23 protein-coding genes are annotated in these 21,898 nt (G+C 59.4%); 4 read left to right on the plus strand and 19 right to left on the minus strand.

Annotated features, from left to right (window positions below):
* The first annotated feature begins 98 nt into the window (after positions 1-98).
* Positions 99-812, plus strand: a complete 714-nt coding sequence (locus PSH88_RS09335) for a UTRA domain-containing protein (RefSeq protein WP_123360108.1) — start codon at positions 99-101, stop codon at positions 810-812.
* A gap of 7 nt (positions 813-819) precedes the next feature.
* On the opposite strand, the gene PSH88_RS09340 is transcribed toward PSH88_RS09335, so the two are convergent.
* The 7 genes from PSH88_RS09340 to minC all read right to left on the minus strand — a co-directional run bounded on the left by PSH88_RS09340 (position 820) and on the right by minC (position 7,565).
* Positions 820-2,970 (minus strand): mechanosensitive ion channel family protein, encoded by a 2,151-nt coding sequence (locus tag PSH88_RS09340; RefSeq protein WP_305425937.1) that lies wholly within the window; start codon positions 2,968-2,970, stop codon positions 820-822.
* 73 nt (positions 2,971-3,043) lie between these two features.
* Positions 3,044-3,220 (minus strand): hypothetical protein, encoded by a 177-nt coding sequence (locus PSH88_RS09345; protein WP_167344810.1) that lies wholly within the window; start codon positions 3,218-3,220, stop codon positions 3,044-3,046.
* Between the two features lie 112 nt (positions 3,221-3,332).
* A complete protein-coding gene (locus PSH88_RS09350) occupies positions 3,333-4,622 on the minus strand; it encodes a M18 family aminopeptidase (protein ID WP_007898846.1) in 1,290 nt (429 codons plus the stop codon).
* A 210-nt stretch (positions 4,623-4,832) separates the two neighbouring features.
* Positions 4,833-5,468 (minus strand): RluA family pseudouridine synthase, encoded by a 636-nt coding sequence (locus PSH88_RS09355; RefSeq protein ID WP_030131660.1) that lies wholly within the window; start codon positions 5,466-5,468, stop codon positions 4,833-4,835.
* Between the two features lie 91 nt (positions 5,469-5,559).
* On the minus strand, positions 5,560-5,814 hold the full coding sequence (minE, locus tag PSH88_RS09360) for a cell division topological specificity factor MinE (RefSeq protein WP_007940845.1): 255 nt from the start codon (positions 5,812-5,814) through the stop codon (positions 5,560-5,562).
* Positions 5,814-6,626, minus strand: coding sequence for a septum site-determining protein MinD (gene minD, locus PSH88_RS09365; RefSeq protein ID WP_007940844.1), 813 nt, complete (start codon positions 6,624-6,626; stop codon positions 5,814-5,816). Before minD ends, minE begins: the two co-directional genes overlap by 1 nt.
* A gap of 201 nt (positions 6,627-6,827) precedes the next feature.
* Positions 6,828-7,565: a septum site-determining protein MinC gene (gene minC / locus PSH88_RS09370; protein WP_305425939.1), complete on the minus strand. Its 738-nt coding sequence runs from the start codon at positions 7,563-7,565 to the stop codon at positions 6,828-6,830.
* A gap of 118 nt (positions 7,566-7,683) precedes the next feature.
* Between minC and PSH88_RS09375 the strand changes: the two genes are divergently transcribed.
* Both PSH88_RS09375 and PSH88_RS09380 read left to right on the plus strand, forming a co-directional pair.
* Positions 7,684-8,616, plus strand: coding sequence for a lipid A biosynthesis lauroyl acyltransferase (locus PSH88_RS09375; RefSeq protein WP_305425940.1), 933 nt, complete (start codon positions 7,684-7,686; stop codon positions 8,614-8,616).
* Between the two features lie 35 nt (positions 8,617-8,651).
* The gene (locus tag PSH88_RS09380; protein WP_305425941.1) at positions 8,652-9,824 is read left to right on the plus strand and encodes a patatin-like phospholipase family protein; all 1,173 of its coding nucleotides are present in this window, start codon (positions 8,652-8,654) and stop codon (positions 9,822-9,824) included.
* Between the two features lie 117 nt (positions 9,825-9,941).
* Here PSH88_RS09380 and PSH88_RS09385 read toward each other — a convergent pair whose 3' ends face one another.
* The 9 genes from PSH88_RS09385 to puuE form a co-directional block, all read right to left on the minus strand.
* A complete protein-coding gene (locus tag PSH88_RS09385; RefSeq protein ID WP_305425942.1) occupies positions 9,942-10,727 on the minus strand; it encodes an outer membrane protein OmpK in 786 nt (261 codons plus the stop codon).
* Between the two features lie 40 nt (positions 10,728-10,767).
* On the minus strand, positions 10,768-11,103 hold the full coding sequence (locus tag PSH88_RS09390) for a hypothetical protein (protein WP_305483520.1): 336 nt from the start codon (positions 11,101-11,103) through the stop codon (positions 10,768-10,770).
* Positions 11,104-11,889 carry an outer membrane protein OmpK gene (locus PSH88_RS09395; RefSeq protein ID WP_305425943.1) on the minus strand — a complete coding sequence of 262 codons (786 nt, stop codon included), beginning with the start codon at positions 11,887-11,889 and terminating at the stop codon, positions 11,104-11,106.
* A gap of 141 nt (positions 11,890-12,030) precedes the next feature.
* Positions 12,031-13,389, minus strand: a complete 1,359-nt coding sequence (locus PSH88_RS09400; protein WP_305483521.1) for a nucleobase:cation symporter-2 family protein — start codon at positions 13,387-13,389, stop codon at positions 12,031-12,033.
* Between the two features lie 166 nt (positions 13,390-13,555).
* Positions 13,556-14,860 carry a urate hydroxylase PuuD gene (locus PSH88_RS09405; RefSeq protein ID WP_305425944.1) on the minus strand — a complete coding sequence of 435 codons (1,305 nt, stop codon included), beginning with the start codon at positions 14,858-14,860 and terminating at the stop codon, positions 13,556-13,558.
* Between the two features lie 50 nt (positions 14,861-14,910).
* Complete coding sequence (locus PSH88_RS09410; RefSeq protein WP_305425945.1) at positions 14,911-15,414, minus strand: ureidoglycolate lyase; 504 nt, start codon at positions 15,412-15,414, stop codon at positions 14,911-14,913.
* A 126-nt stretch (positions 15,415-15,540) separates the two neighbouring features.
* Positions 15,541-16,536 (minus strand): allantoicase, encoded by a 996-nt coding sequence (gene alc, locus PSH88_RS09415; protein WP_305483522.1) that lies wholly within the window; start codon positions 16,534-16,536, stop codon positions 15,541-15,543.
* Positions 16,537-16,626: 90 nt separating this feature from the next.
* Positions 16,627-17,142 (minus strand): 2-oxo-4-hydroxy-4-carboxy-5-ureidoimidazoline decarboxylase, encoded by a 516-nt coding sequence (uraD, locus tag PSH88_RS09420; protein WP_305425947.1) that lies wholly within the window; start codon positions 17,140-17,142, stop codon positions 16,627-16,629.
* On the minus strand, positions 17,139-18,065 hold the full coding sequence (puuE, locus tag PSH88_RS09425) for an allantoinase PuuE (RefSeq protein ID WP_258616035.1): 927 nt from the start codon (positions 18,063-18,065) through the stop codon (positions 17,139-17,141). Before puuE ends, uraD begins: the two co-directional genes overlap by 4 nt.
* A 435-nt stretch (positions 18,066-18,500) precedes the next feature.
* Here puuE and uraH point away from each other — a divergent pair, with 435 nt between their 5' ends.
* Positions 18,501-18,854, plus strand: a complete 354-nt coding sequence (gene uraH / locus PSH88_RS09430) for a hydroxyisourate hydrolase (protein ID WP_007898824.1) — start codon at positions 18,501-18,503, stop codon at positions 18,852-18,854.
* Positions 18,855-19,053: 199 nt separating this feature from the next.
* Here uraH and PSH88_RS09435 read toward each other — a convergent pair whose 3' ends face one another.
* The 3 genes from PSH88_RS09435 to PSH88_RS09445 form a co-directional block, all read right to left on the minus strand.
* Entirely contained in the window at positions 19,054-19,680 is a 627-nt protein-coding gene (locus tag PSH88_RS09435) for a LysE family translocator (protein WP_305425948.1), read from the minus strand.
* A gap of 72 nt (positions 19,681-19,752) precedes the next feature.
* On the minus strand, positions 19,753-21,102 hold the full coding sequence (locus tag PSH88_RS09440) for an NCS2 family permease (RefSeq protein WP_370694682.1): 1,350 nt from the start codon (positions 21,100-21,102) through the stop codon (positions 19,753-19,755).
* 319 nt (positions 21,103-21,421) lie between these two features.
* Positions 21,422-21,868: a MarR family winged helix-turn-helix transcriptional regulator gene (locus PSH88_RS09445; RefSeq protein WP_305425950.1), complete on the minus strand. Its 447-nt coding sequence runs from the start codon at positions 21,866-21,868 to the stop codon at positions 21,422-21,424.
* Between the last annotated feature and the right edge of the window lie 30 nt (positions 21,869-21,898).

Consider the following 21,898-nt stretch of genomic DNA (forward strand, 5'->3'; position numbering starts at 1 on the left):
CATGTGCAGTGCCTAGGCTTGCAGGCAGTTGAAGGAACCGATTTGAATCACGGTTCTGCCCTGAATCAGTGCTGGTCTAGTCCAGATAGGTAACGTTGATGCGCATCGAGACAACCAAAGCGGTGACAGCCATCGGGCAGGTTCTGCAGGAACAGCTCGACCACGGCTTGTTGGCGCCCGGGAGCAAGTTGCCGGCAGAGCGCAAGCTCAGTGAGTTGTTCGGTACCACGCGGATCACCGTGCGTGAGGCTTTATTGCAGCTGGAGGCCCAGGGCCAGATTTATCGCGAGGAGCGACGCGGCTGGTTCGTGTCACCACCGCGACTGGCTTATAACCTGATGCAGCGCAGCCACTTTCACGCGATGGTCAGTGCGCAGGGGCGAGTACCGTCCACCGAGGTAATTTCGGCACGGTTGCAGCCAGCGTCGGCGGCGGTATGCGCCTGGCTGCAGTTGCCGGCGCTGTCGAGCGTGATTCAGATCTGCCGCTCGCGACGGATTGACGGGCGATTGGTGCTGTATGTGGAGCACTACCTGAACCCGCAGTTTTTCCCGGGGATTCTGGACTTCGATCTGAATCAGTCGATGACCGAACTGTATGCGCGGCATTACGACTTGCATTACGGGCGGGTGCGCTTCGAGATTGTGCCGACCGCGCTGTCGGTGGACGCCGCGGCGGCGTTACGGGTGTCGGTGGGCAGCCCGGGGTTGCGGATTGCCCGGGTCAATTACGATCAGCACCAGCGGCTGATCGATTGTGACCTGGAGTTTTGGCGCCATGATGCGATTCATGTCGGGGTGGATGTGGTTTGAACCCCACCTACGCAGATTGTTCGCCACCGGGGGTGATCACCTGAATGCTCATGCGCGGTGTCGCCAGATCCAGCCCGGCCTCATCCAGATGCCGCTTCAGCGATAAATTGAATGCCCGGGACACTTCCCACTGCTTGATCGGCGCAGTCTTGAAGCGGGCGCGAAGAATCGCATTGCCTGACTCGAAACTTTCGACCCCCTGGATCTCCAGCGGCGACCAGATGTTGCGCCGTTGCAGCGGGTCGGTGCGCATTTTCTGGCCGACGTCGCGCATCAGCTTGATTGCCTCGTCGATGTCCATGTTCGAGGGCACCGCCACCCGGAAGATCGCGTAGCCGAATTCCCGGGAGTAGTTCTTGATGCTTTTGATTTCGCTGAACGGAATGGTGTGGACGATGCCGTCGATGTCCCGCAGGCGCACGGTGCGAATGGTCAGGCCTTCGACCGTGCCCAGGTGGCCGCCGACGTCCACGTAGTCGTCGATGGCCAGGGAGTCTTCGATGATGATGAACAGCCCGGTGATCAAGTCGGCCACCAGCGATTGCGCGCCGAAACCGATGGCCAGGCCGATGACACCGGCACCGGCCAGCAGCGGCGTGACGTTCATGCCCATGTTCGCCAGGGCGACGATCAGCGCAATGATGAAAATCGCCACGAACAGCACGTTGCGGATCAGCGGCATCATCGTCTGTGCGCGGGCATTGGCCTGGCCTTTGCGCGAGCGGGTGAGGGCGTGGTGCACGGCGGTGTCGCTGAGAATCCAGATCAGCCAGGCAAAAATCAGCGTGCCACCGAGGCTGAACAGTTTGACGCTGACTTCATGGCCTTCGCCTTCGGTGAAGCGGATCAGCGACATACCCCAGACCCGCAGGCCGAGTTCGATAAATGCCAGCCACACCAGCAGATGGGCGAGGGTGTAGAAGAAGCTTTTCAGGCGATCCGAATACAGCGCATGGCGCTTGGGGCCGCGCTGTGGCTTGAGTGAATGACGGCGCACCAACCCGTTGATGACCATGCACAACACCAGCAGCACGGTACAGATCAGCGATTGACGCAAGGCAGTGCTGGTATCGCCGGCGGAGACAAAGGTGGCGAACAGCGAGATGCCCACCAGCACCAACGCAGGCAGATACCAAAAGGTGCCGAGAATTTCGATTGTGTCGCTCAAGGCTCGGCGAGTCAGGCGTCGGGACAGTGGCTGGTTGCGGATCAGGTGTGCGATGGGCCGACGGAAACGCAGAATGAAAAACCCTGTGAAGATCGCCGCCAGCACATTTGCAAATGTCGCAGCGGTGTGTGCCAGGTGGCTGCCGAGGCTGGCGATCAGGCGTGGGTCGTTCAGGGCTTCACCAAAGGCGGCGAAACTGCCGATCAGCCACAACGGGCGAAAGGCCTGATGCCGCAGGATGTACAGGGCGCGATGGCGATGCGGGCCATCGAGTACGGAAAACGCAATCACGCAGATCGCCGAGAAACAGGTGCCGACCACCAGCGCATAGGCCAGCACCATGGCCAGGCTTTTGCCCAATGACGAAGGCAGGGCGTAGGTCATGTAAACCGTCATGACCAAGGCAATCAACCATGGCCCGAGTTTGCGCAAGGCGAAGCGCAGCATGTCCAGCGCCTTGGGGTGTTGCGGTAATTCTTCGGTGAGGCCAAAGCGCATGCGTACCCGGTGCCCGAGCCAGATCAGAGCGGCGGCCAGCAGGCTCCAGACCATCAGAATTACAGCGAACGCGAAGATGATCGGCAGCCATTCACTGGCGGGCAGCAGCAGCGCCGCCAGTTCATCCTTGGCCAGATCGACCTCTTCGGACCAGCGATTGAGCGGGCTGTCGGCACCGGAAAATTGCTTTTCGAAACCGGCCAGCGTGCCGCCGATCAGCCCCAGCACACCTTCTTCAGTGGTCGGCTGAGCCTTTTGGGTGGCATCGCGAAGTTTTTTCAGGTCCGTCAGCAGCTGGGTGCGCTGCTGATCGTTTTCCAGAGACTTGATGACTTCGTCCAGCGATTGCCCCAGCGGCTCTTGTGCTTGCGGCTGGGTTTTCGCCGAGCCGAGCAGCCCCGGCAAACCGACCGCCTGGGCAGGTGCCATCGGCAGCACTGTCATCAGGCAGACAAGGAACAAACACGGCAGGGCAAAAAGACGAGCGAACACGGTCAACCTCGGATGAGCGAATCGGCCGAGTGTACGAGCCCGTCAAAATCAATGCGAGCCGGGGCGCGAGATTTTATTCGTTGAGTTTGGCGAGGATCTTGTAGATCACGGTGGCGAGGATCATCAGCATGCCAACCCACATCGCGAACACACCAACGTTCTTGTCGCGAAAGTTGAAGCCGATGGCCAGCATGATCATCCCGGAAAGAATCGGGATCAGCATGGAGTGGAACGAAGACATCGAAATCATGGTGACAGCCTTGTCGGGGAGGGGTATTGCAAGTCTAGGCGGCTTTCGGGCGAGCGGAGGTGATGAAGATCATCGTGGCGAGGGAGCAAGCTCCCTCGCCACAAAAGCAGGACTACGGCAATTCGCGGCAGGCGTAGAACGCGCTCAGCACTTTGACCAGGTGCGCCAGGTCATGGCTGCCGCACAGCTCGCGGATCGAGTGCATGGCGAACGTCGGCAGGCCGATGTCCACGGTACGCACACCCAGGTGGCTGGCGGTGATCGGGCCGATGGTCGAGCCGCAACCCATGTCGCTGCGCACCACGAAGCTCTGCACCGGTACTTCTTCGGCCATGCACAAATGGCGGAAGAACCCGGCGGTTTCGCTGTTGGTGGCGTAGCGCTGGTTGCTGTTGACCTTGATTACGGGGCCGGCGTTGAGCTTCGGGCCGTGGTTGGCGTCGTGCTTGTCGGCGTAGTTCGGGTGCACGCCGTGGGCGTTGTCGGCCGAGACCAGCAGGGATTTCTGAATGGTCCGTACGAATTCATCGCCTTCGGGCAACAGACGGCGCAGGGTTTGCTCAAGCATCGGACCGTCGGCGCCACAGGCCGAGCAGGAACCGACTTCTTCATGATCGTTGCAGACCAGCACGCAGGTTTCGTCGGTTTCAGTCGTCAGCAATGCTTGCAGGCCGGCGTAGCACGACAGCAAGTTATCAAGGCGCGCACCCGCAATGAAGTCGCCATGCAGGCCGATGACCGCGGCGCTTTGGGTGTCGTAGAAGCTCAGCTCGTAATCGAGCACCACATCGGCGTTCAGGCCATGTTCGCGGGCCAGTTGGTCGGTGAGCACGGCGCGGAAGTCCACGCGCTCGTCACCGGCGAATTGCGCGAGAATCGGCGGCAGTTCGGTCTGGGCATTGATCGCCCAGCCCATGTTGGCTTCACGGTTGAGGTGGATGGCCAGGTTCGGAATGATCGCGATCGGTGCCTTGAAGTCGATCAACTGGCTCTCGACCTTGCCATCACGGCGGAACGTCACGCGGCCGGCCAGAGACAGGTCACGGTCGAACCACGGCGCCAGCAGTGCACCGCCATAGACTTCGACGCCCAGTTGCCAGAAGCCTTGGCGTTGCAATTCTGGTTGGGGTTTGACCCGCAGGCACGGGCTATCGGTGTGCGCGCCGACCAGACGGATGCCGCCGTGCAGGGGCGAATGACGGCCCATTTTGAACGCGACGATCGAAGAGTCGTTACGGGTGACGTAGTAACGACCGTTGGCTTCGGTGGTCCAGGGCTCGCGCTCGTCGAGGCGCATAAAACCGGCCGCTTCCAGACGCTGAACTAGGCTGGCGGTGGCATGGAACGGGGTAGGGGAGGCCTTGAGGAAGTCGATCAGGCCTTGGTTCAACTCTTCGCGCATAAGAAGCTCCAGACAGCAGTGGCGCCAGTTTAACGTATTGGTCACAGAATTGGCGGCGGGCTGCTGCGGGTGCTACGAGTTTACGTCTTCAATAGAACCCTGTGGGAGCGGGCTTGCCCGCGATGGCGGCGGGTCAGGCAACATCGATGCTGGCTGTGCCGACTTCATCGCGGGCAAGCCCGCTCCCACAGTTTTTATCCCATTGGCCAGTCAGAACGGTGCCGGGCACTCGAAGCGCAGGCGTTCGCCCGTCTGGGGATGAGTGAAGCTGAGCATGCTCGCGTGCAGGCACAAGCGTGGCCAGGCAGCCAGTGCTTGCTCATGGGCGTAGAGCCCGTCACCCAACAATGGGTGACCTATCGACAGCATATGCACACGCAACTGGTGAGAGCGGCCGGTGATCGGCGTCAGTTCGACGCGGCACCAGTCGCCACAACGCTCCAGCACTCGCCAGAAGGTCAAGGCGTGCTTGCCGAACTCATGGTCCACCACATGGCGTGGCTTGGTCGGCGGGTCATAGCGCAGGGGAAGATCGATGCTGCCACTGTCCAGTTCCGGTTGTCCCCAGCACAGGGCGGTGTAGGCCTTTTCGGTTTCTCGATCGTGAAATTGCCGAGACAGCTCGCGATGAGTGTCCGGGTCACGGGCCAACAGAATGATGCCGGAAGTTTCCCAGTCCAGCCGATGGACAATTCGTGCTTCCGGGTAGCCGTTTTCTTGCAGGCGCGTAATCAGGCAGTCCTTGTTGTCATCGGCCCGGCCGGGGACGGAGAGCAACAGGGTCGGTTTGTCCACCACCAGTACGGCGGCGTCCTGATGGATGATGCGGATGTTGGACAGCGGCATTAAAACAGCCTCGTAACAAACGCCAACGGCGGCTCAGGCCCCCTCCAGTCATGGAAGGGCCCTGAGCCGCCGTGGCTCCCGCCGGATCGACTCAGCGATCTGGCAGGGTGATATTGAGTTCCAGGATCGAGCAGCTGCCCTGGTTTTCCAGAGCGACGTGCACGTCATCGGACCCGATATTGACGTACTTGCGGATCACTTCCACCAGTTCCTTCTGCAAGGCTGGCAGGTAATCCGGTGTACTGCGCTGGCCGCGTTCATGCGCCACGATGATCTGTAGACGCTCTTTCGCTACCGAGGCGGTACTGGGCTTTTTGTTGGCACGAAAGAAGTCAAAAAGGTTCATTACCTACCTCCAAAAAGTCGCTCGAAGAATCCCTTCTTCTCGACATCGAGGAAACGATGGTCCACGGTCTTGCCCAACAGACGATCGACAGCATCGCTGTACGCCTGGCCGGCGTCGCTCTGGTCGTCGAGAATCACCGGCACGCCCTGGTTGGAGGCCTTGAGGACGGCTTGCGATTCTGGAATCACGCCCAGCAGGGTCACCGCGAGGATTTCCTTGACGTCTTCGACGCCGAGCATTTCGCCGTTGACGACGCGCGTAGGGTTGTAGCGGGTCAGCAACAGGTGTTCCTTGATCGGGTCTTCGCCGTTTTCGGCGCGACGGGACTTGCTGGCCAGCAGGCCCAGCATGCGGTCCGAGTCACGTACGGAGGAGACTTCCGGGTTGGTCACGACGATCGCTTCATCGGCGAAGTACATGGCCAGGTGGGCACCTTTTTCGATACCGGCCGGGGAGTCGCAGACCACGAATTCGAAGTCTTCTTTCAACTGCATCAGGACTTTTTCTACGCCTTCCTGGGTCAGCGCGTCTTTGTCGCGAGTTTGACTGGCGGCCAGTACGTAGAGATTTTCCAGACGCTTGTCTTTGATCAGGGCCTGTTGCAGGTTGGCTTCGCCGTTCACTACGTTGACGAAGTCATACACCACGCGGCGCTCGCAACCCATGATCAGGTCGAGGTTACGCAGGCCGACGTCGAAGTCGACGATGACTGTTTTGTGACCACGCAGAGCGAGGCCGGTACCGATAGCGGCGCTGGTGGTGGTCTTACCCACACCACCCTTGCCGGATGTAACCACGAGAATCTTGGCCAAGGTGTTTTACCCCTAAGGAAAAAGGACGTTTAGCCCCTGAAAAACATCTCTTGAAAAACTACTGCAGTCGGACAGCCTTGGCTGGAATCCGGTTCTGAGCGGCGCTTACCCCCGGTAAACACTGCTTTTAGCCTTTTTCCTACTTCGTTTGAGCCGTTTTCGCTACGTTTTAGAGATGCTTGGAAAATGCGGCAGTATCCGTTAAAGCCGAATGATGTTCAACACGTCACCCGACAGGCTGACTTGTACGCCCGCGCCCCACAATGGATCGCGACGCAGGTCTTCGGAAACCTTGTAGTGACCGGCGATGGAGACCAGTTCAGCGGTCATTTGCTGACAGAAAATCCTGGCTTTCGTGTCACCTTTGACGCCGGCCAAGACACGACCGCGCATCGCGCCGTATACATGGATGTTCCCATCGGCGAGAAGTTCCGCCCCCGGGCTGACCGACGAAATCACCACCAAATCGCAACCCTGGGCATAAATCTGCTGGCCGCCGCGTACTGGCGACGTGATGATTTTGGTTGGTTTGATGGTCGGTTCCGGTGGTTTTTCCGGTTTTTTCACAACAGTGCCTTCGTGCGGGTCGAGCGGTCGCTCACGGGCGCCAGACGGCGGCAGCACCGGCAGATCGACCGCGATAGCGGCGGCAATGTCTTCGATGCGGCTGGCACGGATCGCCAGGGTGCGCAGGCCATGCTGGCGGCAGATGCGCATCAGCCCCGGCAGATCAACCGAGCCTTCACTGGCTGGAAGTTTGTCCAGGGCCAGGACCAGCGGCGCGTTGCTAAAGAAGTTGGGCGCTTGGGCGACCTTGGCGGCCAGTTGCCGATCAAGGCTCTCAAGGTCGTTACGGGCCAATTCCAGCACCGTAATGGCGAGCATGCTGCCCTTCAACTGGAACACGGGATCTTGGTCTAGCGGTTCGGTTTGGCTCATGGTCGGCATACAACGGCTTGTCACTAAAAGTGCCGAGACTTATAACGAGAACGCCCGCGGGCCGCAAGCCGGGTCGAACGATGTAGAATGCGCGGCCACTGTCTTGACGGAACCTTTAATGGATCGCCCGCGTTTTCGAACAGCATTTCTTTCTCCGCGTTTCTGGCCGCTGTGGTGTGGCTTGGGGCTGTTGTGGCTGATTGTGCAGTTGCCGTATCCGGCGTTGCTGGCGATCGGTCGCGCCCTGGGTGCATTGATGTACCGGGTGGCCGGCGACCGACGGCGCATTGCCAAGCGCAACCTTGAGCTGTGTTTCCCTGAAAAATCCGCTGCCGAGCGCAAGCGCCTGCTCAAGGAGAACTTCGCGTCCACCGGCATCGCCTTCTTCGAGATGGCCATGAGCTGGTGGTGGTCGCGCAAGCGTCTGGCGAAACTGGCCCATGTCGAAGGCCTGGAGCATTTGAAGCAGGCCCAGACCCAGGGCAAGGGCGTGATTCTGATGGCGGTGCATTTCACCACGCTGGAAATCGGCGCGGCGCTGCTCGGTCAGCAACACACCATCGATGGCATGTATCGCGAACACAAGAATCCGCTGTTCGACTACATCCAGCGTCGTGGCCGCGAGCGGCATAACCTCGACTCGCTGGCGGTGGAGCGCGATGACGTGCGCGGCATGCTCAAACTGCTGCGGGCAGGCCGAGCGATCTGGTACGCACCGGATCAGGACTACGGCGCCAAGCAAAGTATCTTCGTTCCACTGTTCGGGATTCAGGCGGCGACTGTTACCGCCACCAGTAAATTCGCCCGGCTGGGCAAGGCGCTGGTCGTACCGTTCACTCAGCAACGTCTGGCTGACGGCAGTGGTTATCGGTTGGTGATTCATGCGCCGCTCGAGGGCTTTCCCGGCGAGACGGAAGAGGCTGACTGCATTCGAATCAACCAGTGGGTCGAGAGTGCTCTGCGCGAATGTCCGGAGCAATACCTCTGGGCACATCGCCGCTTCAAGAGCCGTCCACCGGGCGAACCGAAGCTGTACGCCAAACGCGGTTGAGTCACCGATGCCTTTAAGCGCCATGGAGTGTTGCGATGAGTTCTGCTGAACCGGTTACAGGGTTGATACTTTCCGGCGGCGGGGCTCGGGCGGCTTATCAGGTGGGTGTGCTGGCGGCGATTGCCGAGCTGCTGCCGGTGGGGGCGGCGAATCCGTTTCCGGTGATCGTCGGCACCTCCGCCGGCGCGATCAACGCGGTCAGCCTGGCCAGTGGGGCGATGGACTTTCGCGGCGCAATTGAGCGTCTGACCGCCTTCTGGCAAGGTTTTCGCAGCCATCTGGTGTTGCGCAGCGACTGGCCGGGAGTGATCCATCAAGCCACCCGTTTTGTCAGTCACAATCTGATGGGGATTGGCGCTCCGGTGCCAGTGGCCCTGCTCAACAGCTCTCCGCTACGCGGTTTACTCAACGATAAACTGCACATGTCCGGGATTGCCGAGGCCATCGCGCAAAAGCAATTGAAGGCGGTGGCAGTCACGGCGTTTGGCTATGAGTCCGGTCAGGCCGTCACGTTTTATCAGGGCGGCGGCACCATTGAGTCCTGGTTGCGCCATCGGCGAATCGGCGTGCCGACCCAGCTGACTGTCGACCATCTGCTCGCCAGTTCCGCGATTCCATTGCTGTTCGCACCGGTAAAAATCGGCGAAGAATATTTCGGCGATGGCGCGGTGCGTCAATCGGCACCGATCAGCCCGGCCCTGCACCTGGGCGCCAGTCGCGTGCTGGTGGTGGGCGTCAGCGGCAACCCGCGCGGGATCGATCCGCAACAGCCGCTGCAACGTGCCTACACCGGTCAGCAGCCGACCCTGGCGCAAGTCGGTGGGCACCTGCTCAACAGTACGTTCATTGACAGCCTGGAAAGTGACATCGAGTTGTTGCAGCGTCTGAATCAGTTCAGCCATCTGCTGCCCGACGGCACGCCGAGTCGTGCATTGGGAGCAGCGCCGGTGGATGTGCTGGTGATTTCGCCGAGTCAGCCGATCGATGAAATTGCAGCGCGGCATCGGCAGGAGTTACCGGCGGCCTTGCGTCTGTTTTTGCGCGGGCCGGGGGCGACCAAGACCAGCGGGGCGGGGGTGCTGAGTTATTTGCTGTTCGAGGCGGGGTATTGCAGCGAGTTGATCGATCTGGGGCGGCGCGATGCGTTGGCCAAGCGGGATGAGTTGTGCCGGTTTCTGGGGTTGGTGGAGCCTGCTGTTCCGGCTTGAATCGGCGGTGCGGCTATCGCGGGCAAGCCACGCTCCCACAGGTTTTGTGTCGTTCACCGATGATGTGAACGACACAAAACCTGTGGGAGCGTGGCTTGCCCGCAATGCTTTTTGCGATTAGAAGTGGAACTTCACCAGGAAGCTCGTGTTGCTTTGATCGGTCTTGAAGTACTGGCTGTCCTTGATCCCGTACTTGTCTGACCAGTAGTCGTATTCGACGCCGACGTACAACTGCTTCTCGCCAATGTTCAGGGCTTTGCCCAAGTCGTATTTGACTTGTGGGTTGAAGTGCAGGTTGGCGTGGTAGTCGCCTTTGGAGTTCGAGTCATTGTCGACCACCCAGTCCATGAAACCATCGATCAGGATGTTCGAATCGCCCACGGGAATGGTGTAGGACCAGACCGGGGTGATCTGCCAGACATTGTCACCCGGGCGGCTGCCTTCGGTGTGACGCTGGTAGAAGTTCAGCTGGAAGTAGTCGAACCCGGGAATCGCCAGGTCGAAACCAGGACCGATCAGGTAGGACTCGGTATCGCCCTCACCGAACTCGTACGTCATGGCCAGCAGCACGTCTTTGACCGGGCCGAATTCGATCTTCTGGTCGAGGACCTTGCCCAGTGAAATACGTGGCTGGAACTCCCCGTAATAGGTGTTTGGGCCGGCGTTGAAGTCTTTTTCGCCGTTGTAGAAGATCTTGTCGAGGAAGAAGAAGTTATCCCCGTATTTCCAGGCATCGGCGTGCTCGAAGGTGACGGTTTGCTGAATGCGCGGGTTGACCTGGAAGTCCTTGCCATAGAGGTAGGTCAGGCTGTTGTTCTGCCATTGCAGCAAGTCGCCGGCCATTGCCTGGCCCCCGGCCAGCAAGGATCCCGCAAGCATAAGGCTGGTGCACGTACGTTTCATTCGGTTGCTCCCAAAAAGTAGGTGGTTCCACGTTATTTTTTTAAGGTCGGCGCTCTGGTGTGGCGCCTTTTTTCTTGTCGCTGAAAAAATTATCCATTCGGTCAGCTTTAGTGCTGTTAGCAAGAGCTGAGCCAAGGCTTTTAAAAAGCAAAAAAACTCCCGTTCGGCGGCTCAAGAGCAGTCGATTGAGAGTGGCTTTGGAGTGCCTTGGTACCGTCCAGCGCCGGGATAAGTTGGCTTTCTGGTCAGGAATTAAATCCGGGCTTTTTTTTAGACCAGATTCGGGCGGCCGCGGAGAATACTGACTCCTTGGCCAGGTCTCAAGTGCCCCGCAACAGCGCACCAACGACAGGTTTGGAGCACGGTTGCGGATCATCTAGAAATGCACCTTCACCAGCAGGCTGGTGGTGTTCTCGTTAGTGTCGAAGTTGGCGTTGTTTTCGATGCCGTATTTGTCTTTCCAGTAGCTGTATTCGACGCCGACGTACACCTGTTTCTCCCGCCAGCCCAAGGCCTTCCCCAGGTCATATTTGATCTGCGGGTTCAAGTGCAGGTTGGCGTGGTAGGTGCCATGTGAGTTCTGGTCGTTATCCACGACCCAGTCGATGTAGCCGTCGATCAACAGGTTCGAGCTGCCCAATGGCAGGGTGTAAGACCAGGCCGGCGTGATTTGCCAGACATCGTCGCCGGGACGCGAGCCTTCGGCCTGGCGAAAGTAGAAGTTCAAGGTGAAAAAATTGAAGCCCGGTACCGAGAGGTCGAAACCGGGGCCGATCAGATAGGCCTCAGTGTCGTCTTCGCCATTCTCGTAAGTCATGGCCAGCAACACGTCCTTGATCGGGCCGAATTCGAAACGGCGGTCGACGATTTTGCCGAAAGACAGGCGTGGACTGAACTCGCCGTAATAGGCGTGAACGCCTTTGTTCCGGTCTTTCTCACCGTTGTAGTAAGTGCTGTCGACGAACAGGAAGTTGTCGCCGTACTTCCAGCGGTCGGCGTGCTCAAAGGTTATCGTCTGCTGGATCGACGGGTTGACCGCGAAATCCTTGCCATACAGATAGCTCAGGCTGTTGGTCTGCCACAGCAGCAAATCCCCGGCCATGACTTGACTGGCGGCCAATAAGCCACTGCCCAACAGCATGTTTGTCTGTGTCCGAATCATCTGTTGCTCCCTCTTGTTTTTATTGTTTGAGGCGCAGGCAGCCGCTGACTGCGACCATGCGTGAGCCGGCCTGCCTGTCATGCGTGTATGACTTACGGGTAAATCGGTGAAGGGGCGGCCATTGCACCGCCCGTCATGGAATCAATGCGGGTGGGCGTGGCAGTCGTTGACGGTTGCGCGTTCGTGGCCGCCAAGAATGTTGAACAACAGGTTCAACGCCAGGGCGCTCAGCGTGGCCATGGCTATGCCGCTGTGGGTGATCGGGCTCATCCACATCGGCAGGTGCGCGAAAAATTCCGGGCGCACCACCGGGATCAGCCCCATGCCGATGCTCACCGCCACCAGCAATTGGTTGCGGCGGTCACCGATGTCGGCTTCCTGAAGAATCTTGATCCCGGTGGCGGCGACCATGCCGAACATCGCAATCGCCGCGCCACCCAGTACCGCCGGTGGAATCGATGCCACCAGGAACGCCGCTTTCGGCAACAGGCTCAGTACGATCAGCAAACCGCCGGCGACGATGGTCACTGAACGGCAGCGCACGCCGGTCATCTGCACCAGGCCGATGTTCTGGGCGAAAGAGGAGTGGGTGAAGGTGTTGAAGAAACCGGCGAAAAACGAAGCGCCGGCATCACAGAGCAAGCCGCGACGCAGCATCCGTGGTGTGACGTCCTGCCCCGTGATTTTGCCCAGCGCCAGGAACATCCCGGTGGACTCGACGAAGATGATCACCACCACCAGGCACATCGAAAGGATCGGTGCGAGGTGGAATTGCGGCATGCCGAAATGCAGTGGCGTGACGATCTGCAGCCACGGCGCCTGGGCCATGCCGTTGAGGTCGACCATGCCGATCACGCCGCAGATGACATAGCCCAGGCACATACCGATCAGCACCGAAATGTTGACCCAGAAACCACGCATGAAGCGATGGACCAACAGAATCGTAGCCAATACCAATGCAGCGATGGCCAGGTAAACAGGCGAACCGAATTGAGCCGCGTCAGCACCGCCACCGGCCCAATTCACGGCCACGGGGAACAGCGACAAACCGATCGAGGTGATGACGGTGCCGGTCACCAGCGGCGGGAAGAAGCGCACGACTTTAGACATGAAAGGGGCGATGAGCATGCCGAAGAAACCGGCGGCGATGGTCGCGCCGAAGATCCCTTGCAGGCCGATGCCAGGCATCCCGGCCATGGCCACCATGCTGCCGACCGCGGCGAAACTGGCGCCCATCATCACCGGCATGCGAATGCCCATCGGGCCGATGCCCAGCGACTGGACGATGGTGGCGATGCCAGCCACCAGCAAGTCGGCGTTGATCAGGAAGGCGATTTCTTCACGGCTCAGCCCTGCGGCCTGCCCGATGATCAGCGGCACCGCGATGGCTCCGCCGTACATCAGTAGAACGTGTTGCAGACCGACCAGGATCAGTTGCAAAAGGGGTAAACGCTGAATGGCGGGTGCGTCGGGGATGCGGGCTTCGGATAGCTCGGACATGCAACACCTCGGATCTTTTTTATTCTTGTGATTTACAGCCGCAGTGCTGCTGGCAGCTGTTTTCTAATCAGGTGGACCGCGTTGCGGCCAATCGCAGGCAAGCCAGCTCCCACACAGGCAATGCAAACCCTGTGGGAGCGAGGCTTGCCCGCGAAGCTTTTGCTACTTATTGGGTTTGGGCCCCCTGCACAATCCACGCACCAATCAAGTCACGCTCCTGCTGGGTCATCTGGGTGATGTTGCCCAGTGGCATGATCTGGCTGGCAACAGCCTGGGCCTGGATGCGCGGGGCCTGGAGCTTGATCTGCTCGGGGGTATCGAACATCACGCCCGCCGGCGCCGCGCTGAACAGCGGGCTGGTGGGTTTGGCCGAATGGCAGACCGTGCAGCGCTCCTGGATCACGTCGTGCACCTTGTCGAAGGCAGGACCGGCATTTGATGCCTGGGCGGGTGCAGTTTCAGGGGCCGCCGCCGGTGCAGCTTCAGCCGGTTTCTTGCCGCCGCCCAGGGCGGTTTCCGGCAGCGGCTGGTACTCGATGGTCCCAGGTGCCTTGGCCACTTCAGGGGCACTGGACATCGGCGCCGGCCCGGTCACGTAGGCCAGGCAGATCATGCCGACCGCCGCAGCGGGCAGGGTCCAGGCAAACTTGTGGCTGTCATGACGGGTGTTGAAGTAGTGACGCACCAACACCGCCAGCACCGCGATCCCGGCCAGGATCAGCCAGTTGTATTGGCTGCCGTAGGTGCTCGGGAAGTGGTTGCTGATCATGATGAACAGCACCGGCAAGGTGAAGTAGTTGTTGTGCCGCGAGCGCAGCAAGCCTTTGGCCGGCAGCGCCGGATCGGGCGTGCGGTTCTCGGCAATCGCTGCCACCAAGGCGCGCTGCGCTGGCATGATGATGCGGAACACGTTGCCGACCATGATGGTGCCGATGATCGCGCCGACGTGCAGGTACGCACCACGACCGCTGAACACTTTGCTGAAGCCGTAAGCAGCGCCAATGATCAGCACAAACAGGATGAAGCCTAGCAGGGCAGGGCGCTTGCCCAGGGCCGAGTCGCAGAGGAAGGAGTAGACAAACCATCCGACGAACAGCGACCCGATGCCCAGCAGAACACCTTCAGGGCCGGTCAGGCTGCTGCCTGGAGCGAGCAGGTACAGCGTCGGGTTGGAGTAGAACACCACGCACAGCAGCGCGACCCCCGACAGCCAGGTGAAGTAGGCTTCCCATTTGAACCAGTGCAGGTTGTCCGGCATGGTCGGTGGAGCCAGTTTGTATTTTTCCAGATGGTAGATACCGCCGCCGTGGATCGCCCACAAATCGCCCGCCAGCCCGTTTTTCGGGTTGACCCGGTTGAGGTTGTTTTCCAGCCAGACGAAATAGAACGACGCGCCGATCCAGGCCACGCCAGTGATCATGTGAACCCAGCGCACGCTCAGGTTCAGCCATTCCAACAGATGTGCTTCCACAGTCTTTACCTCTCGCCTGTCACTCTGTCGTCGAGTGATCAGACCTTCTCTTATTGGTGGGGGGCGAGGATCAAACGCTCATCCTCTTTGAAAAAATGCTCATCGCAGTTATTGCCTGTGCCACTGCGATCAACCACCAGGAAGTCATCCCGCTTTTCGATCGTCAGCACCGGATGGTGCCAAACGCCGCGATGGTAATTAATGCCCTGCCTGCCGTTGGTGACGAAGGCGCGGACCAAGCCTGATACAGGTACATCGCCAAGTGGCGCGACCACGATCAGAAAGGGGTTGCCGAGCAGCGGAATGAAAGCCTGGCTGCCCAGCGGGTGACGCTCCAGCATGCAGATGGTCAGCGGCATGTCCTGCGCGTCGGCGCGGAAGATGCTGATGATCGCCTTGTCCTCTGGCGTGGCGGTTTCGACCACAGCCAGTTTGTGAAAGCGCATGGTCGAACCGTTGTTGATCATGAAGTGATCGCTGCCGTCGGTTTCGATCACGTCACCGAAAGGGGCGAAGGCTTCTTTGGTCAGCGGTTCAATCGTCAATGTGCGCATGCTGGTCTTCTTATCCAAATTCTGTGTTGTTTGTTCTATCGCCATCGCGGGCAAGCCCGCTCCCACAGGTTTTGTGAACGCCACAATTCCTTGTGGGAGCGGGCTTGCCCGCGATTGGGGCGACGCTTATTTAACGACCTTGCCGAGGACTCGCAGGCGGCTCACACCACCATCCGGGAACACGTTCAGGCGGATGTGGGTGATCGGGCCCAATGCCTTGATCTGCTCGGCGAAGGTGTGTTCGGCGTGCATTTCCAGCTTCTGGCTTGGCAGCAGTTCGCGCCAGAACAGCGATTGGGTTTCGATCTGGCTGTCGGTGCCGCCCTTCACGAATGCACCCTGGATCGAACAGGTGTCCGGGTAGTTGCCCTTGAAGTGCAGGGTGTCGACGATGACTTTCTCGATCTCGCCCGCATGGCCCAGCGCGACGATCACCCAGTCATTGCCCGGCGTACGACGACGTGCGGTTTCCCAGCCGTCGCCCATGTTGATGCCACGGCCCGGGTTGAGGATGTTGCTCATGCGGCCGAAGTGTTCGTCGGAGCAGGCGAGGGCGCGACCGCCGTTCAGGGCTGCAGCCAGGTCGACTTGTTCGTTGTCGCCAACGGCCGACCAGTCGCGGAACGGAATGCCGTACACGCGCAGACGGGCCACGCCGCCATCCGGGTAGATGTTGAAGCGCAGATGGCTGAACGCCTGGTCATTGTTGATTTCGTGGTAGTGGTGGCTGTTGCCTTGCAACTCGACGGCCGACAGCACTTCAGTCCACTGGGTGTTTTCGTCCGGCTCGCCCGAGGACAGGAAGCAGGCTTCCAGGGAGGCCGATGGCGGGTAGTTGCCGGTGAAGAATGAAGTGTCGATGTCCACGCCTTTGATCGAGCCCGGTACGCCCAGGCGGATCACCGCGCTGTCGTAGCCTTCGAAGCGCTTGCGGCGCGACTCCCAGCCGTCCATCCACTTGCCGTTGTCATCGAACACGCCCTCTTTCCACACGGCTGGGGTCGGTTGGAACAGACGGTTGGCGTCTGCGAACCAGTCATCGGTGACCGAGATGATTTTGGTGCCCAGACGGGCGTCGGCCAGGTTGACGAACTTCTCGAAAGGTACGGCGTAAGCTTTCATTCTTCTTGTCTGCCTTTAATAAGTTGGCTTGGGATGCTTGCAGGGCCCTGGGCTCGTTCTGCGTTCGGGAACTTGCTCGGGCCAAGATCGCTATAGGGTCAGTAATCGGAACAGGGCAATCTTGTTGATCTCCGCCAGCGCGCATTTGAATTCGGTGTCGACCGAGTTGTGAATGCGCGTTTCGAACGCTGCGAGGATCTGATGCCGGTTGCTGCCTTTTACCGCCATGATGAAGGGAAACTTGAACTTGGCTTTGTAGGCGTCGTTCAGCTCGGTGAAGCGCTGGAACTCTTCGGCCGTGCATTGGTGAATACCCGCGCCAGACTGTTCTTCAGTGCTGGCTGCGGTAAGCTGGCCCTGGACGGCGGCTTTGCCGGCCAGGTCCGGGTGAGCGTTGATCAAGGCCAATTGGCTGTCGTGATCAGCGCTCAACAGGATGTCGCTCATGCGCTGGTGCAGGGTTTCGATCTCGTCGATCGAAGCGTCCTGGCCCAGGTCGAAGGCCTTCTCGGCCACCCATGGCGAATGTTCGTAGATGTCGGCGAAGGCGGCGACAAACGCGTCGCGGCTCAGGGTCGATGGCTTCAGGGTTTGGAAGTGGCTCATTTCGCGGCCCCTTGATACGGGTGGGTTTGGTGCCAGTGGCGAGCGATGTCGACGCGACGGCTGAACCACACCTGTTCATGACTTTTAGCGTATTCGATAAAGCGTTTGAGCGAGGCCAGACGCGCCGGACGGCCGATCAGGCGGCAGTGCAGGCCGATCGACAACATCTTCGGTGCTTCGGCGCCTTCGGCGTACAGCACATCGAACGCGTCTTTCAGGTATTCAAAGAAATCGTCGCCCTTGTTGAAGCCTTGGACCTGGGTGAAGCGCATGTCATTGGTGTCCAGGGTGTAGGGGATCACCAGGTGCGGCTTGCCAGTCGGGTTATTCGGTTCCCAGTAGGGCAGGTCGTCGTCGTAAGTGTCGCAGTCGTAGAGGAATCCGCCTTCTTCCATCACCAGTCGACGGGTGTTCGGGCCAGTGCGGCCGGTATACCAGCCCAGTGGGCGCTCGCCGGTGATTTCGGTGAGGATGCGGATCGCTTCGAGCATGTGCTCGCGTTCCTGCGCTTCGTCCATGTACTGGTAGTCGATCCAGCGGTAGCCGTGGCTGCAGATCTCGTGGCCGGCATCGACCATGGCGCGGATCACGTCCGGGTGGCGCTGGGCGGCCATGGCCACGGCGAAGATGGTCAGCGGAATGTCGAATTCCTTGAACAGTTTCAGAATCCGCCAGACGCCGGCGCGGCTGCCATACTCGTAAAGGGATTCCATGCTCATGTTGCGCTCGCCTTGCAGCGGCTGCGCGGAAACCATTTCCGAGAGGAAAGCTTCGGACTCTTTATCGCCGTGCAGGATATTGCGCTCGCCACCTTCCTCGTAATTGAGCACGAAGGACAGCGCGATGCGGGCATTGCCCGGCCAGTGTGGGTGAGGAGGGTTACTGCCGTAACCGATCAGGTCGCGTGGATAGTCAGCGCTCACTGCAGTCTTCCTTCTTGTTCGTGTCGACTTGGTCAAAGTCAGGGTGTGTGTGGCGGCCTGGTGATGAGAGGGCAGGCTGGCGTCACAGCGATGAGGTGATTGTATACAACTTTATGTTCACTTTGTAAGCCTGATTTTTTGCATTTTTTACTGACTGCCCGCTTTGCAGCGTACTGCAAGAAACCTGCCTGAGTGGTCAGCTAATGGATGGAAGGTCCGCTGATCTCATGGTTCGGCACAAGATTGACTGGCAAACCCCTCATGACGGCAGTAGCGATAAAAATGTCGTTTTTATTGTGTACAATTTTTTTGAAAAATGTCTTAATCAGTCGCTCGCCGCAGCTTTTCGTGCTCCGAAACGGTGCGGTCTCCTTTTCAACTGACTTCGGGAGGCGCGAGGTCTGACTGCTCCACGCAGGCAGGCGCGCAGAATCAATGGGACGTTTGACTACACACGTTTTGGACGCTGCACACGGTTGCCCGGGCAGTTCGATCAAGGTCGAGTTGTACCGCGTTGAAGGTTCGCAGCTGGAATTGGTCGCCACTGCGCTCACCAACAGCGATGGCCGTGTCGATTCGCCGCTGCTGCAAGGGGATGACTATCGGTCCGGGGTCTATCAGCTTCAGTTTCACGCGGGCGATTACTACCGCGCCCGTGGGGTTCAGTTGCCTGAGCCTGCGTTCCTGGATGTGGTGGTGCTGCGTTTCGGCATCTCTGCGGAACAGGATCACTACCATGTGCCGTTGTTGATTTCGCCGTACAGTTATTCCACGTATCGAGGCAGTTGATCCCCCAAGCAGCTGCCTCCTCCGAGAAGCGACTGCGCATATAGCTTCTTTGGTCTTTCGCCCGCTCACACTGCGGGCTTTTTTTGCCTTTAGAAATGTGCTGACGGGTCTGGCGCCATCGCGGGCAAGCCCGCTCCCACAGTGAACTGTTGCGTTCACAGGACCTGTGGGAGCGGGCTTGCCCGCGAAGCTCTTGCTTTTAACGGCTCAACAACGATGCCGTACCAGCCCCGCTAAACAACCCCGCACTCACCCGATTAAACCAGCTCTGCCCCTTGCCGCTACGCAAATACCGCGCCGCGCCATGAGCCCCCAGCCCATAAGCCAGCTTGCACAGCAAATCCAGCACGGTCCAGGTGACAATCATCACCAGCAACTGCGGCAGGAACGGTTGCTCGGCACTCAAAAACTGCGGCAGGAAAGCGGCGAAGAACAAAATGTCTTTCGGATTACTCGCGCCGAGCATGAACGCGCGCCCGAACAGTGCGCGAAAGCGTGGCACCGGCGCAGCCTGGGGCACTTCGGCGCCTTGGGATGGCTGACGCGATTGCTGCCAGCTCTGCCAGGCGAGGTAGAACAGGTACAGCGCACCGACGATTTTCAGGGCGCTGAACAGCTGTTCCGACGCCAGCAACAATGCGCCCAAGCCAAGCGCCGAAGCACTGAGCAGGCAGATCGACGCAATCACGCCTCCCAGAAATGCCGGGTAAGAACGGCGTAAGCCGTAATTCAGACTGTTGCTGATCATCAGCAAAGACAGTGGCCCCGGGATCAGGATTACCACCAGCGCAGCGCCGCTGAACAGCAGCCAGGTTTCCAGACTCATCACTTTCCTCCCTATGCACAAAAGCCCCACCCGACGGGGTGAGGCTGGTTTGAAACGCGTACCGCGTGACGCTTACAAGAAAATGAACTTGGCGATGAAGATCGCGCAGAGCACCCACAGGCTGACGGAAATTTCCTTGTACTTACCGGTGCCGGCCTTCAGCGCCACGTAGGTGATGAAGCCCAGCGCGATGCCGTCGGCGACCGAGAAGGTCAGCGGCATCATGATCGCGGTAACGATCGCCGGGATGCTGTCGGTCGCTTCGTCCCATTCGATGTGCGCCATGCCGCCCATCATCAGCATCGCCACATAAATCAGCGCACCGGCGGTGGCGTAAGCGGGGATCATGCCAGCCAGCGGTGCAAAAAACATTGCGGCAATAAATAGCACACCTACGGTCACAGCGGTAAGACCAGTCCGACCACCCGCCGCTACGCCAGCAGCACTTTCCACGTAGCTGGTCACCGGCGGAACGCCGACCACCGCACCGAACACGCTGGAGGCACTGTCGGCTTTGAGGGCGCGGGAAAGGTTTTCGATCTTGCCGTCGGCGTTCACCAGGCCGGCGCGCTGTGCGACACCCATCAAGGTGCCGGCCGTGTCGAACATGTGCACGAAGAGGAAGGCCAGCACCACGCTGATCATGCTGATGTTGAACACGCCGGCGACGTCCATGGCCATCCAGGTCGGCGCCAGGCTCGGCGGGGCGGACATGATGCCCCCGTAGTTCACCAGGCCCAGGCCCCAACCGGCCAGGGTCACGGTAATAATGCTGATGAGAATCGCGCCGAATACTTTGTGGTAGCTCAGGACCGCAATCATCAAGAAGCAGATGGCCGCCAGTAGAGGGCCAGGTTCACGCAGGGAGCCGAGCTTGATCAGAGTGGCCGGGCTATCGACGACGATACCCGCGGTTTTCAAACCGATCAGCCCCAGAAACAGGCCCACACCGGCGCCCATGGCAAAGCGCAAACTCACTGGAATGCTATTGAGCAGCCATTCACGAATCCGGGAAAAGGTCAGGAACATGAACAACACACCGGAGACGAACACCGCACCGAGCGCGGTTTCCCAGTTGTAGCCCATGGTGCCGACCACGGTGTAGGTGAAGAACGCGTTCAGGCCCATGCCCGGCGCCAGCCCGACCGGCCAGTTGGCGTACAGCCCCATCAGCAGGCAACCCAGCGCGGCGGCGATGCAGGTGGCGACGAACGCCGCACCGTGGTCGATGCCGGCATCGGCCATGATGTTCGGGTTGACGAAGATGATGTAAGCCATGGTGATGAAGGTTGTCAGACCGGCAATCAGCTCGGTCTTCACCGTGGTGCCGTGCAAGCTGAGTTTGAAGATGCGCTCCAGCCAGCCATTGCGTAATGGCGGCGAGAGATCCAGCGTCGAGGCTTCGGATTTGCGGCTTTCCACAGCGAGTACTCCTCAAGAGTTTTATTGTTATTTCCAGGGCCGGACCCATGAGGGTGGCAGCGACCCTTTGAGGTGCTTGCGAATTTGTTGACCTGTTGGTCAGGAACTCGCACGAAACGAATTATGCTTTTGTATACAAATAAAGCAAATAATGTTTTTGATTTTGTAGACGAAAAGTTTGGCAATAGGGATATATCGACAAGAAGGTCGCCTTCGCGGGCAAGCCTCACTCCCGCAGGTGAGCGCATTCCCCTGTGGGAGCGTGGCTTGCCCGCGATAGCTTTAGATCAGTCGATACACATGTCGCGGGTAGAGCGGTTCAGTCAGCTGCCACCTGACTTTTCCCCATCGCGAGGTTCACCGCCAACCACCCATTCACCGCCGTCTCCCCAGCCTCGGCAAACACCCGCTCCAGCAATTTCACCTGCTCGCGCCGTAGCGACTGCTCGAACCGCGCGCCATCGTCGGTCAGTTCCAGCAACCGCTTACGTTTATCGGTTTCGGACGCGACGCTGTTTACCAAATGCATTTCCACCAATTGGCGAAGCGGAATGTTCAGCGCCTGCTTGCTCACGCCCAGTAACGCCAGCAATTCCTTGACACTGAGGGCAGGGTAGCGGGCGATGAAAAACACAATGCGTTGGTGCACCCGGCTTAAGCCGCGACGCTCGAGCATTTCGTCGGCCTTGGCGGTGAACGCCTGGTAACCGAAGAAAAACGCTTCCATGGCTTGTTGCTGAGTGCTGGGGTTTTTAAGGTCAAGCATATTGACGTATCCGCTCGGTCTGTCGTAATT

Source organism: Pseudomonas wuhanensis, from assembly GCF_030687395.1.
GTDB lineage: Bacteria > Pseudomonadota > Gammaproteobacteria > Pseudomonadales > Pseudomonadaceae > Aquipseudomonas > Aquipseudomonas wuhanensis.

What these genes read in the sequence shown, in the direction of transcription:
- PSH88_RS09335 (WP_123360108.1), top strand. Translation starts at nt 99, where the DNA reads ATGCGCATCGAGACAACCAAAGCGGTGACAGCCATCGGGCAGGTTCTG.
- PSH88_RS09345 (WP_167344810.1), bottom strand. Translation starts at nt 3,220, where the DNA reads ATGATTTCGATGTCTTCGTTCCACTCCATGCTGATCCCGATTCTTTCC.
- PSH88_RS09350 (WP_007898846.1), bottom strand. Translation starts at nt 4,622, where the DNA reads ATGCGCGAAGAGTTGAACCAAGGCCTGATCGACTTCCTCAAGGCCTCC.
- PSH88_RS09355 (WP_030131660.1), bottom strand. Translation starts at nt 5,468, where the DNA reads ATGCCGCTGTCCAACATCCGCATCATCCATCAGGACGCCGCCGTACTG.
- minE (WP_007940845.1), bottom strand. Translation starts at nt 5,814, where the DNA reads ATGAACCTTTTTGACTTCTTTCGTGCCAACAAAAAGCCCAGTACCGCC.
- minC (WP_305425939.1), bottom strand. Translation starts at nt 7,565, where the DNA reads ATGAGCCAAACCGAACCGCTAGACCAAGATCCCGTGTTCCAGTTGAAG.
- PSH88_RS09375 (WP_305425940.1), top strand. Translation starts at nt 7,684, where the DNA reads ATGGATCGCCCGCGTTTTCGAACAGCATTTCTTTCTCCGCGTTTCTGG.
- PSH88_RS09380 (WP_305425941.1), top strand. Translation starts at nt 8,652, where the DNA reads ATGAGTTCTGCTGAACCGGTTACAGGGTTGATACTTTCCGGCGGCGGG.
- PSH88_RS09385 (WP_305425942.1), bottom strand. Translation starts at nt 10,727, where the DNA reads ATGAAACGTACGTGCACCAGCCTTATGCTTGCGGGATCCTTGCTGGCC.
- PSH88_RS09390 (WP_305483520.1), bottom strand. Translation starts at nt 11,103, where the DNA reads ATGATCCGCAACCGTGCTCCAAACCTGTCGTTGGTGCGCTGTTGCGGG.
- PSH88_RS09395 (WP_305425943.1), bottom strand. Translation starts at nt 11,889, where the DNA reads ATGATTCGGACACAGACAAACATGCTGTTGGGCAGTGGCTTATTGGCC.
- PSH88_RS09400 (WP_305483521.1), bottom strand. Translation starts at nt 13,389, where the DNA reads ATGTCCGAGCTATCCGAAGCCCGCATCCCCGACGCACCCGCCATTCAG.
- PSH88_RS09410 (WP_305425945.1), bottom strand. Translation starts at nt 15,414, where the DNA reads ATGCGCACATTGACGATTGAACCGCTGACCAAAGAAGCCTTCGCCCCT.
- alc (WP_305483522.1), bottom strand. Translation starts at nt 16,536, where the DNA reads ATGAAAGCTTACGCCGTACCTTTCGAGAAGTTCGTCAACCTGGCCGAC.
- uraD (WP_305425947.1), bottom strand. Translation starts at nt 17,142, where the DNA reads ATGAGCCACTTCCAAACCCTGAAGCCATCGACCCTGAGCCGCGACGCG.
- uraH (WP_007898824.1), top strand. Translation starts at nt 18,501, where the DNA reads ATGGGACGTTTGACTACACACGTTTTGGACGCTGCACACGGTTGCCCG.
- PSH88_RS09435 (WP_305425948.1), bottom strand. Translation starts at nt 19,680, where the DNA reads ATGAGTCTGGAAACCTGGCTGCTGTTCAGCGGCGCTGCGCTGGTGGTA.
- PSH88_RS09445 (WP_305425950.1), bottom strand. Translation starts at nt 21,868, where the DNA reads ATGCTTGACCTTAAAAACCCCAGCACTCAGCAACAAGCCATGGAAGCG.